Annotated in this window: 13 protein-coding genes and 1 pseudogene; 5 read left to right on the forward strand and 9 right to left on the reverse strand. The window is 67.8% G+C overall.

Annotation, left to right across the window (positions count from 1 at the left end; genetic code table 11):
• Window positions 1–28 precede the first annotated feature (28 nt).
• From sigM to trxA, 4 genes are all read left to right on the forward strand, one after another.
• A complete protein-coding gene (gene sigM / locus AOJ26_RS01165; protein ID WP_053846245.1) occupies window positions 29–754 on the forward strand; it encodes an RNA polymerase sigma factor SigM in 726 nt (241 codons plus the stop codon).
• Entirely contained in the window at window positions 751–1,647 is an 897-nt protein-coding gene (locus AOJ26_RS01170) for an anti-sigma factor family protein (RefSeq protein WP_053846246.1), read from the forward strand. The genes sigM and AOJ26_RS01170 overlap by 4 nt, the downstream gene beginning before the upstream one ends.
• A 168-nt stretch (window positions 1,648–1,815) precedes the next feature.
• A complete protein-coding gene (gene trxB, locus AOJ26_RS01175) occupies window positions 1,816–2,784 on the forward strand; it encodes a thioredoxin-disulfide reductase (RefSeq protein ID WP_053846247.1) in 969 nt (322 codons plus the stop codon).
• 44 nt (window positions 2,785–2,828) lie between these two features.
• Entirely contained in the window at window positions 2,829–3,161 is a 333-nt protein-coding gene (gene trxA / locus AOJ26_RS01180) for a thioredoxin (RefSeq protein WP_003991504.1), read from the forward strand.
• A gap of 74 nt (window positions 3,162–3,235) precedes the next feature.
• Here the strand turns inward: trxA and AOJ26_RS01185 are convergent, their stop codons facing one another.
• The 9 genes from AOJ26_RS01185 to rpmH all read right to left on the reverse strand — a co-directional run bounded on the left by AOJ26_RS01185 (window position 3,236) and on the right by rpmH (window position 10,141).
• Window positions 3,236–3,853 (reverse strand): GNAT family N-acetyltransferase, encoded by a 618-nt coding sequence (locus AOJ26_RS01185; protein ID WP_053846248.1) that lies wholly within the window; start codon window positions 3,851–3,853, stop codon window positions 3,236–3,238.
• 324 nt (window positions 3,854–4,177) lie between these two features.
• Entirely contained in the window at window positions 4,178–5,275 is a 1,098-nt protein-coding gene (locus AOJ26_RS01190) for a ParB/RepB/Spo0J family partition protein (RefSeq protein ID WP_053846249.1), read from the reverse strand.
• Entirely contained in the window at window positions 5,272–6,345 is a 1,074-nt protein-coding gene (locus AOJ26_RS01195) for a ParA family protein (RefSeq protein WP_078935937.1), read from the reverse strand. Before AOJ26_RS01195 ends, AOJ26_RS01190 begins: the two co-directional genes overlap by 4 nt.
• A 265-nt stretch (window positions 6,346–6,610) precedes the next feature.
• Window positions 6,611–7,327 (reverse strand): 16S rRNA (guanine(527)-N(7))-methyltransferase RsmG, encoded by a 717-nt coding sequence (gene rsmG, locus AOJ26_RS01200; protein ID WP_053846250.1) that lies wholly within the window; start codon window positions 7,325–7,327, stop codon window positions 6,611–6,613.
• Between the two features lie 118 nt (window positions 7,328–7,445).
• Window positions 7,446–7,958, reverse strand: a complete 513-nt coding sequence (locus tag AOJ26_RS01205) for a protein jag (RefSeq protein ID WP_037707207.1) — start codon at window positions 7,956–7,958, stop codon at window positions 7,446–7,448.
• Window positions 7,959–7,973: 15 nt separating this feature from the next.
• Window positions 7,974–9,260, reverse strand: a complete 1,287-nt coding sequence (yidC, locus tag AOJ26_RS01210) for a membrane protein insertase YidC (protein ID WP_053846251.1) — start codon at window positions 9,258–9,260, stop codon at window positions 7,974–7,976.
• A 3-nt stretch (window positions 9,261–9,263) separates the two neighbouring features.
• Window positions 9,264–9,614, reverse strand: coding sequence for a membrane protein insertion efficiency factor YidD (gene yidD, locus AOJ26_RS01215; RefSeq protein WP_037707204.1), 351 nt, complete (start codon window positions 9,612–9,614; stop codon window positions 9,264–9,266).
• Entirely contained in the window at window positions 9,611–9,982 is a 372-nt protein-coding gene (gene rnpA / locus AOJ26_RS41375) for a ribonuclease P protein component (protein ID WP_078959689.1), read from the reverse strand. Before rnpA ends, yidD begins: the two co-directional genes overlap by 4 nt.
• Window positions 9,983–10,003: 21 nt before the next feature.
• The gene (gene rpmH / locus AOJ26_RS01225; RefSeq protein WP_005482975.1) at window positions 10,004–10,141 is read right to left on the reverse strand and encodes a 50S ribosomal protein L34; all 138 of its coding nucleotides are present in this window, start codon (window positions 10,139–10,141) and stop codon (window positions 10,004–10,006) included.
• A 383-nt stretch (window positions 10,142–10,524) separates the two neighbouring features.
• Here rpmH and dnaA point away from each other — a divergent pair.
• Window positions 10,525–10,877 (forward strand): annotated as a pseudogene (dnaA, locus tag AOJ26_RS01230) (chromosomal replication initiator protein DnaA); the annotation flags it as partial.

A 10,877-nucleotide genomic window follows, 5' to 3' on the forward strand; every position in this document is an offset into this window, starting at 1 on the left:
CTCACCGCAGACAAGGGGAGGGGGTCCGATGGCAGATGACACCGCGTACGGCGACACCAGCGATCAGGACCTCCTGGCCCGTCATGTAGAGGGCGACCCCGACGCTTTCGGTGAACTCGTGCGGCGGCACCGGGACCGGCTCTGGGCCGTCGCCCTGCGCACGCTCGGGGACCGCGAGGAAGCCGCTGACGCCGTGCAGGACGCGCTGGTGTCCGCCTACCGGGCCGCGCACACCTTCCGCGGTCAGTCGGCGGTCACGACCTGGCTGCACCGGATCACGGTCAACGCCTGCCTGGACCGGGCCCGGAAGGCCGCCTCGCGCAAGACGTCCCCGGTGGACGACACCGAGCGCCTGGAGCAGCTCCTGGAGCCGCACGAGGAGGCATCGGCGCCCGCCGAACGCAACGACCTCCACCGCCAGCTCGTGGAGGCCCTCGGCACGCTCCCACCCGACCAGCGTGCCGCCCTCGTTCTCGTGGACATGCAGGGCTACCCCGTCGCCGAGGCCGCCAGCATGCTCGACGTGCCGACGGGGACGGTGAAAAGCCGCTGCGCCCGGGGTAGAGCCAGACTGCTCCCGCTTCTCACCCATCTGCGGCCGGAAAACGCCGGAGCAGGCAGAGAAGCGGCCGTCGGACGGAACCGGACGCAGGAGACATCCGTCCCACCCGCAGCGGGACCTCCCTCGGACGGCTCGCCGGATTCGGGATCAAGCGATTCAGCCGCAGTGAAGGGCGGAGGTGGGCGAGCGTGACTTCCACGACAGACACAGACGGGCACCCGGACGTCGCGGAGATCTCCGACCTCACCGAAGGCATCCTCTCCCCTTCCAAGACCGCGGACGTACGCCGTCATCTGGACGAGTGCGAACTCTGCGCGGATGTGCACGCCTCGCTGGAGGAGATCCGCGGTCTGCTCGGCACGCTGCCGGGACCGCCCCAGATGCCCGCCGACGTCGCCGGCAGGATCGACGCCGCTCTCGCCGCGGAGGCACTCCTCCAGGCAACTGCTCCTGAAGCCGTGAACGACCAGGCACCGATCGAGAGTGCGCGTGTTTCACGTGAAACATCGCCCACCGCCGACCGTCCCACGGGGCATGCCCGCACCTCCAGCACCGGCCCCGGCCGCAAAGACCGTCGGAGGAACGGACGCCGAAAGGTCGCCGTCCTCGGAGCCGTCTTCACCGTCGCCGCACTGGGATTCGGCTCCGTCCTGCTGTCGTCGTTGGACGACGGCAAGCCGAACGACACGGCACACGGGCAGACCACGACCTCCGCCGACACCTTCTCCGCGAGCGGACTCGAGAAGCAGGTGTCGGACCTGCTCACCGAGAAGAGCACGAGCGGCGGTTCCCGGGCTCCGCGCAGCAGCATGGGCGCGGCGCAGAACGTCCCCGGCTCCGAGGATCCCCGCGTCCTGGTGACACCCGAGGTTCCCCAGTGCATCCAGAAGGGCCTGCACACCAGCGACGCCCCGCTCGCGACCGAGAACGGCGTCTATCAGGGCACGGACGCCATCCTGGTCGTGCTGCGTGATCCCTCCGACGGCACCCGGATCGCCGCCTACATCGTGGATGCGTCGTGCGTGAAGAACGCGCCGACCGGCACTGCGAAGGTTCTCCTGAAGCGCTCCTACGCCCACTCCTGAACGAGCACGCTTCGTCTCCGTCCCGCGTGGTAATGCGTACGGTGTGGCCTCTCCGTGTGCCCGGACACACCGGGAATGCGCGCCCCTTAGGATCCGTTGGGTGGGGTGAGAGTTCTGCGAGGGGCTCCACCGGTCCGACGACGCAGTCCAGAGACGAGGAACCAAGCCGTGAGCGACGTCCGTAACGTGATCATCATCGGCTCCGGGCCCGCCGGCTACACGGCGGCGCTCTACACCGCGCGCGCGTCGCTGAAGCCGCTGGTGTTCGAGGGCGCCGTCACCGCCGGTGGCGCGCTGATGAACACCACCGAGGTGGAGAACTTCCCCGGCTTCCAGGACGGCATCATGGGCCCCGAGCTCATGGACAACATGCGCGCCCAGGCGGAGCGCTTCGGCGCCGAGCTCGTCCCGGACGACATCGTCAGCGTCGACCTGACCGGTGAGATCAAGACCGTCACCGACACCTCGGGCACGGTCCACCGGGCGAAGGCTGTGATCGTCACCACCGGCTCGCAGCACCGCAAGCTGGGCCTGCCGAACGAGGACGCCCTCTCCGGGCGCGGTGTCTCGTGGTGTGCCACCTGTGACGGCTTCTTCTTCAAGGACCAGGACATCGCCGTGATCGGCGGCGGTGACACCGCGATGGAGGAGGCGACCTTCCTCTCCCGCTTCGCCAAGTCGGTGACGATCGTCCACCGCCGGGACACCCTGCGTGCCTCCAAGGCGATGCAGGAGCGTGCCTTCGCCGACCCGAAGATCAAGTTCGTGTGGGACAGCGAGGTCGCCGAGATCCAGGGCGACCCGAAGCTCTCGGGCCTGAAGCTGCGCAACCTCAAGACCGGCGAGCTCTCGGACCTTGCGGTCACGGGCCTGTTCATCGCGATCGGCCACGACCCGCGCACCGAGCTCTTCAAGGGCCAGCTCGAGCTGGACGACGAGGGCTACCTGAAGGTGGAAGCACCTTCGACCCGCACCAACCTGACCGGTGTGTTCGGCGCCGGTGACGTGGTCGACCACACCTACCGCCAGGCGATCACGGCCGCCGGCACCGGCTGTTCCGCCGCTCTCGACGCCGAGCGCTTCCTGGCCGCCCTCGCGGACGCAGAGAAGGCCGAGCCCGAGAAGACCGCTGTCTGACCCCCATCCCGCCCCACCGCACCAACCCAGTTAAGGAGCCCGCCGTGGCCGGCACCCTGAAGAATGTGACCGACGATTCCTTCGAGCAGGACGTCCTGAAGAGCGACAAGCCCGTCCTGGTGGACTTCTGGGCCGCCTGGTGCGGACCGTGCCGTCAGATCGCGCCGTCCCTCGAGGCGATCGCCGCCGAGTACGGCGACAAGATCGAGGTCGTCAAGCTGAACATCGACGAGAACCCGGGTACGGCCGCCAAGTACGGCGTCATGTCCATCCCGACGCTGAACGTCTACCAGGGTGGCGAGGTCGCCAAGACCATCGTCGGTGCCAAGCCGAAGGCCGCGATCGTCCGCGACCTCGAGGACTTCATCGCTGAGTGATGTTTCACGTGAAACACGAAGGGGGCCGGTCCGCGGGGACCGGCCCCCTTCGTGTTGTCAGTGGCACTTCCGCATTACAGGGGACGCAGCGCCGGTTCCTTCTGTACCGCTCCCAGCAGCCGGTCCAGTGCCATCTCCACGTCTTCCTTCCAGGAGAGCGTGGTGCGCAGCTCCAGCCTCAGCCTCGGATACGTGGGATGCGGTCTGACCGTCTTGAAGCCCACCGCGAGGAGATGGTCGGCAGGCAGCAGACAGGCGGGCTCCTTCCAACGGGCGTCCCCGAAGGCCTCGATGGCCTTGAAGCCCCGCCGCAGCAGATCCTTGGCGACCGTCTGCACCATCACCCGGCCCAGCCCCTGTCCCTGATAACCCGGCATGATGAACGACGTCATCAACTGGACGGCGTCCGGGGAGACAGGGCTCGTGGGAAACGCCGTCGAGCGAGGAACATAGGCGGGAGGGGCGTAGAGGACGAAGCCGATCGGTACGTCGTCGACGTAGACGACCCGACCGCACGATCCCCAGTCCAGCAGGACGGCGGAGATCCACGCTTCCTTCTCCAGAGCGGCTGTTCCCGCCTTTACCGCGGCCTCTCCACTGACGGGGTCCAGCTCCCAGAAGACACACGAGCGGCACCGCTGGGGTAGGTCCGGAAGGTTGTCCAGCGTGAGCGGTACGAGCCGACGCCCCATGAAGGCTGTTCCTCGCTTCCTACGCCTGCCGCGTCGCGGGCGGCCGTCAGAGCGTTCCGTTCCCTGAGCAGGCTGCCGACGAATCCGCCGACCGCCCCCAGTCCCAGGCCCGCGCTCACCAGTCCGCTTCTGCTCATCGTTCGCATGGCCCCTGCCTCCCCTCAGAGGTACTGCCGGGTGGATGTGCCGCACCCATTCGCATCGTATCCACCCACCGATTCCATCGACACCGCCTGAAAGCAAAGAGCGGGCCGTGTCCGGTACACACCGGACACGGCCCGCTCTTCATGCCTGGCCTGAGCCGGCACGCTCGCGAGTCCCGGCTCAGGCTTCCGTCTCCTCGTCCGTGCCGTCCAGCAGACTCTTCTGCAGAACCGGTCCCTCACCGGGGGCGAGGGAGCTGAGGATGCGCTCGAGGTCCTCCATGGAGGCGAACTCGACGGTGATCTTGCCCTTCTTCTGCCCCAGGTCGACCTTCACCCGCGTCTCGAACCGGTCCGAGAGACGAGTCGCGAGGTCGGTCAGTGCCGGAGAGACCCGGGCGCCGGCTCGCGGCCCCTTGGATCGCTGGGCGGTCTGCGGCCGCGACCCCATGAGGGTCACGATCTCCTCGACGGCGCGTACCGAGAGTCCTTCGGCCACGATCCGGTGGGCCAGCCGGTCCTGCTCCTCCGAGTCCTCGACGGACAGCAGAGCACGGGCGTGTCCGGCCGAGAGCACTCCGGCGGCCACCCGGCGCTGCACCGCCGGCGACAGCTTCAGCAGACGCAGGGTGTTGGAGACCTGCGGGCGGGACCGGCCGATGCGGTCCGCGAGCTGGTCGTGTGTGCAGTTGAAGTCCTTCAGCAGTTGGTCGTAGGCGGCTGCCTCTTCCAACGGGTTGAGCTGAGCCCGGTGCAGGTTCTCCAGGAGGGCGTCCAGGAGAAGCTTGTCGTCCTCCGTGGCCCGCACGATCGCGGGGATCGCCTCCAGGCCGGCCTCACGGCTGGCCCGCCAGCGGCGCTCACCCATGATGAGCTCGTAGCGAGCGGGGCCGACCTGCCGTACGACGACCGGCTGGAGGAGGCCGACCTCCTGGATGGAGGTGACCAGCTCCTGAAGCGCGTCCTCGTCGAAGACCTCACGCGGCTGGCGCGGGTTCGGCGTGATGGAGTCGAGGGGGAGTTCCGCGAAGTGGGCGCCCATGGGAGGCGCGGGCGTCTCCGGGTAGCCGTTGACCGGCGTCTCGGTTTCATGTGAAACCGGCGGCAGCGTGGCCACCTTCGCCGCGGCCACTCCACGATCGGTCGTCAGCACCGGCACAGACGTCGGAGATGCGGAACCCGCGCCCCCCATCGCCGCCGGCGTCGGCGTCTTCTCGGTCGGGGCAGCAGGGATCAGTGCGCCGAGACCACGGCCCAACCCCCTCCGTCGCTCGCTCACTGGATCCCCTCCACCATGCTCGGGTTGCTCTGTGCGCCGATGTGCGCCTGCGTCGGGTCATAGGAGACGCCGACGCCCTTCAGCGCGATCTCTCGCGCCGCCTCGAGGTAGGACAACGCGCCGCTCGATCCTGGATCGTAGGTCAGCACCGTCTGTCCATAACTCGGCGCCTCGGAGATACGGACCGAGCGGGGAATGCTGGTCCGCAGCACCTCGTCGCCGAAGTGGGTGCGCACCTCGTCCGCGACCTGGGACGCGAGGCGTGTCCGGCCGTCGTACATGGTGAGCAGGATGGTCGATACGTGCAACGTGGGGTTGAGGTGACCCCGCACCAGATCGACGTTCCGCAGGAGCTGCCCCAGGCCTTCCAGCGCGTAGTACTCGCACTGGATCGGGATGAGGACCTCCGCACCGGCCACGAGCGCATTGACCGTCAGCAGGCCGAGCGAAGGCGGACAGTCGATGAGGATGTAGTCCAAGGGCTGCTCGTACGCCTGGATCGCCCGCTGCAGTCGGCTCTCACGTGCCACCAGGGACACCAGCTCGATCTCCGCACCGGCGAGATCGATGGTGGCGGGGGCACAGAAGAGACCTTCGACATCAGGGACTGGCTGAACAACCTCGGCCAGCGGCCTGCTCTCGACCAAGACGTCGTAGATGGACGGGACTTCGGCGTGATGGTCGATACCCAGCGCGGTGGACGCATTGCCCTGGGGGTCGAGGTCGATCACCAGTACACGGCCACCGTGCAGAGCCAGCGAAGCAGCAAGATTGACGGTTGTCGTCGTCTTGCCCACTCCGCCCTTCTGGTTGGCAACGACCATGATCCGGGTCTGCTCGGGCCGTGGCAGGCCCTCGCCGGCGCGGCCAAGAGCCTCTACCGCCAGTTGGGCAGCACGACCGATCGGAGTGTCGTCCATCGGGGGCGGTGTTTCACGTGAAACATCCTCCCCCATCGACTCGGTTCGGGGACCGGGGACCGGATCGGTCATCGGTCCCGCGATGTTGGCGTCGGACCGCAAGGATTCACTCTCCTCGACTTCAGGCTCGCAATGAACAGAGCCTCCCATGTCTTCGGGGTCGTGAACCAGTGAGGCCTGTTGTTCTGTGGAGAAATCCACCTCTGTGGACAACTCCGTTACCTCTCCGAGTGACCCGAGAGGCTTCCGGTCGCGGGGTTCGGCCGCAGCGCGGCCCCGGCTGATGATGCCGTGCAGCAGTGAGCGACGTTTCACGTGAAACACGATGCAGGGCAGCCGCGCCCGTTCTGCCGCGACACTCCGGCTTGCATAGGTTTGGCAGCTTGTGTGGAGTACGTCTCGTCGTCAGGACGGATCAGCGACGCCGACGAGTGCGGCCGGTGCGGGCCGCCTTGGCGCGCTTGGCAGCGAAGCGCACACCGCCAGGGCTCTCTCCGACCTCGACCCTCACCACGGTGGACAGCGGATCGACCACACCTTCACCCACATGCAGGATGGACGTCCCCACAGCACCGAGCTTGCTCAGGGCGGTGTGTGCCGCCTTGAGTTCCTCCTCCGCGGTGTCGCCCTTGAGCGCGAGCATCTCGCCGTAGGGACGCAGCAGCGGAACACCCCAGGTCGCCAGCCGGTCCAGCGGAGCCACGGCCCGCGCTGTCACCACATGCACGGGCGTCAGCTTGCCCATGACCTCCTCGGCCCGACCGCGCACGACCGTCACATGGTCCAGGCCCAGCAGCTCCACGACCTCCGTCAGGAAGGTCGTACGCCGCAGCAGCGGCTCCAGCAGCGTGATCTTCAGGTCCTCGCGGACGAGGGCCAGGGGAATGCCGGGCAGACCGGCACCGGAGCCGACGTCGCATACCGTCACCCCCTCGGGGACGACCTCGGAGAGCACCGCGCAGTTCAGCAGGTGCCGCTCCCACAGGCGGGGCACTTCACGAGGGCCGATGAGACCGCGCCGCACACCCGCCTCGGCGAGCAGCTCGGCGTAGCGCACCGCGTCCTCGAAGCGATCGCCGAACACCTCACGCGCCTGCTCGGGCGCGGGGGGAAGCTCCGCTGCCTCCGTCACGGGGAACCGTCCTTCCGTACCGCATCAGCGCACCGGGCGCCGACCATCAGAACTATCAGGCTGACAAAGTTCGGCCCCGCCTGCTCTACAGACGGGGCCGGAGAAACGTACGGACCGCTCAGGCGGGAAGCACGACGACGAAGCGCTGCGGCTCCTCGCCCTCGGACTCGCTGCGGAGCCCGGCGGCCTTGATCGCGTCGTGCACGACCTTGCGCTCGAACGGCGTCATCGGCTTGAGCTTCACGGACTCACCGGTGCTCTTCACCTCGGCGGCGGCCTTGGCGCCGAGCTCGGAGAGCTCAGCGCGCTTCTTGGCCCGGTAACCGCCGATGTCCAGCATCAGTCGGCTGCGGTCCCCGGTCTCCCGGTGCACGGCCAGGCGGGTGAGCTCCTGCAGGGCTTCCAGCACCTCGCCGTCACGACCGACCAGCTTCTGCAGGTCGCGGCTGCCCGAGTCGCTGATGATCGAGACAGCGGCGCGGTCGGCCTCGACGTCCATGTCGATGTCGCCGTCGAGATCGGCGATGTCGAGCAGACCCTCGAGGTAGTCCGCCGCGATCTCGCCCTCCTGCTCAAGGCGGGTCAGGGTGTCTGCACCCTCGGCAGCGGCGGAGGTGGTGCCTTCCGTCACGGGATGGACTCCTTCTTACTTCTTGGACGGGGACTTGGGCCGCTGAGGACCCTTGCGCTGTCCGGACTGGGCCTTGCTGCGGGTACCGCCGCCGGACTGCTTCTTGGCGGAAGCGGCGGGCTTGGCGTCCTCGGGCTCGTCGGACTTGCTCAGCGAGGTCGGCTCCGACGACTGGCCGTCGCCGACCGCCTTAGAGCCGGCCGAGGCCGCACCCGACTGCCGCTGGGACTTGCTCTGTCGCTTGGGCTGCTGACGCCTGGGAGCCGCCGCGCTCGCCGTCGAACCGTCCTCGGTCTGCACCGCGGCCTGGGACTCGCTCTGGATGACCGAACCGTCGGCCTGGGCCGCGAGGCCGGCCTTGTTCAGACCGTTGATGAACTTGCGCTCGAACTCGTTGCGGTCCCGGCCCTTGGCGACGATCGCCTTGATGATGGTGCGCTCGCTGCGCCTGCGGGCCTTGCCGTGGGTCGTGACGTGCTTGGTGAGGCGCTCCAGGTAGGCGGCCTGCGCCTTGGAACCCGGGGTCGGGTTGTTGCGGATGACGTACATCTGCTGACCCATGGTCCACACGTTGGTGGTCAGCCAGTAGACGAGGACACCGACCGGGAAGTTGATGCCGAAGACGGCGAACATGACCGGGAAGACGTACATCAGCATCTTCTGCTGCTGCATGAACGGCGTCTTGACCGTGGTGTCGACGTTCTTCGTCATCAGCTGGCGCTGCGTGTAGAACTGCGACGCCGACATCAGGACGATCATGACCGCGGTGACGACCCGGACGTCGGTCAGCGAGGCGCCGAGTGCCTCGACCTTGCTCGAACCGTCCGTGAACTTCGCGGCCAGCGGCGCCCCGACGATGTGCGCCTTACGGGCGCTGGCCAGCAGCGACTCGTTGATGACACCGATGGTGTCGCCCGTCGCGATGCCGTTGAGCACGTGGTACAGGGCGAAGAAGAACGGCGACTGCGCCAGGATGGGAAGGCACGAGGAGAGCGGGTTGGTGCCCGTCTCCTTGTACAGCTTCATCATCTCTTCGGACTGGCGCTGCTTGTCGTTCTTGTAGCGCTCCTGGATCTTCTTCATCTCGGGCTGCAGCGTCTGCATGGCCCGGGTCGCCTTGATCTGCTTCACGAAGAGCGGGATCAGGCAGATACGGATCAGGATCACCAGGGACACGATCGACAGGCCCCAGGCCCAGCCGGTGTCGGGGCCGAAGATGGCGCCGTACACCTTGTGGAACTGGACGATGACCCAGGAGACGGGTGTCGTGATGAAGCTGAAAAGACTGGCAATCGTGTCCACTAATCATGCTCCTTGGGCATGGGACGGAGTCTCTGCGGCCGGGCTCGAAGGAGTCTGCCCCTCGGTGGCCGAGGCGGCGGAGGGCCCGCCCCTACGTGCACGCCAGGCGTTACGCAGCATTTCGTGCCACCGCGGACGCTTGCGCGGCGGGACATGGTCCACACCGCCCAGCGACCACGGATTGCACCGCAGGATGCGCCAGGCGGTGAGTGCCGTTCCCTTGATCGCACCGTGCCGGTCGATGGCCTGGTAGCCGTAGTGGGAGCACGACGGGTAGTACTTGCACACCGGCCCGAGCAGCGGGCTGATGGTCCACTGGTACAGCTTGATGAGCGCCAGCAGCGGGTACTTCATCGTGCGCCCCCTCCCAGCAGCCGCTGAACGGCGGCATCCAGGTCTCGGGCCAGTTGTTCGTGATCGGCGTCGCCCGCCTCGGGCAGCGCTCGTACGACTACCAGGCTACCGGGGGGAAACAGGGCGACCCGGTCGCGCATCAGATGGCGAAGCCTGCGCTTCACCTTGTTGCGCACCACGGCACCGCCCACGGCCTTGCTCACGACGAAACCCGCACGCGTCGGGGGAGCGCTCTCCCCAGGCGCGTGCGGGTCCATGGCACCGCTACGAAAGTGAACGACGAGAGACGGGCGTCCGGCCCGGCGCCCTCGTCGTACCGCGGTCGCGAAGTCCTCGCGCCGCCTCAGCCGGTTCTCGGTGGGCAGCACGACGGCATGACCTGACCGGGATCAGGCGGACAGGCTGGCGCGACCCTTGCTGCGGCGGTTCGCCAGAATCGCACGGCCGGCACGGGTACGCATCCGCAGACGGAAGCCGTGGGTCTTGGCGCGACGACGGTTGTTCGGCTGGAAGGTGCGCTTGCTCACTCGGGGGCTCCAGAAATCAATCGGTGGTGGCGGGTGCCGTCCTGGCTGTCACCGTGCGCCCACGAGTAGCTCGCAGTTACGCCCGTGTGCACCGCTGACCGATCACCTGACGCGATCTGTGCCCATCGGAGGCAGGCGGCAGCAGCCATCGACAACTCGACCTGGTTACGGTACGCGCGGCTACGCCATCCGGTCAAACCAGTGGTCACCGGGAGACACTATCCACAGGCTGGGGACAACAACTTGAACCGCACCCGTCGCCCTGACTACCGTGGCTGAACTCCGATTCGTTCCCTTGACCCCTGTGTTTCGGCTCCACCCCATTTGAATCCCGACTCGTCCCACAACCACACGTTCGTGGGACCCGTGAGAGAGCGTGCCCTGTGGCTGACGTACCTGCCGATCTTGCCGCAGTGTGGCCACGCGTACTCGAGCAACTCCTCGGTGAGGGCCGCGTCCAGGGTGTGGAGGCGAAGGACGAGCACTGGATCCGGCGCTGCCAGCCGCTCGCGCTGGTCGCCGACACCGCCCTGCTCGCCGTACCGAACGAATTTGCGAAAGGCGTACTGGAGGGCCGACTGGCCCCGGCCGTCAGCGAGACGCTGAGCCGCGAGTGCGGCCGCCCGATCCGCATCGCGATCACCGTCGACGACTCCGCGGGAGAACCCCCGGCACCGCCCGCACCCCCGGCCCCCCGTACCCAGCCGCGCTACGAGGAGCCCGAGCTCCCCTCCGG

The sequence above is a fragment of the Streptomyces sp. NRRL B-24085 genome (genome assembly GCF_001282115.1).
GTDB lineage: Bacteria > Actinomycetota > Actinomycetes > Streptomycetales > Streptomycetaceae > Streptomyces.

What these genes read in the sequence shown, in the direction of transcription:
- sigM (WP_053846245.1), top strand. Translation starts at nt 29, where the DNA reads ATGGCAGATGACACCGCGTACGGCGACACCAGCGATCAGGACCTCCTG.
- AOJ26_RS01185 (WP_053846248.1), bottom strand. Translation starts at nt 3,853, where the DNA reads ATGGGGCGTCGGCTCGTACCGCTCACGCTGGACAACCTTCCGGACCTA.
- AOJ26_RS01195 (WP_078935937.1), bottom strand. Translation starts at nt 6,345, where the DNA reads ATGGGAGGCTCTGTTCATTGCGAGCCTGAAGTCGAGGAGAGTGAATCC.
- yidD (WP_037707204.1), bottom strand. Translation starts at nt 9,614, where the DNA reads ATGAAGTACCCGCTGCTGGCGCTCATCAAGCTGTACCAGTGGACCATC.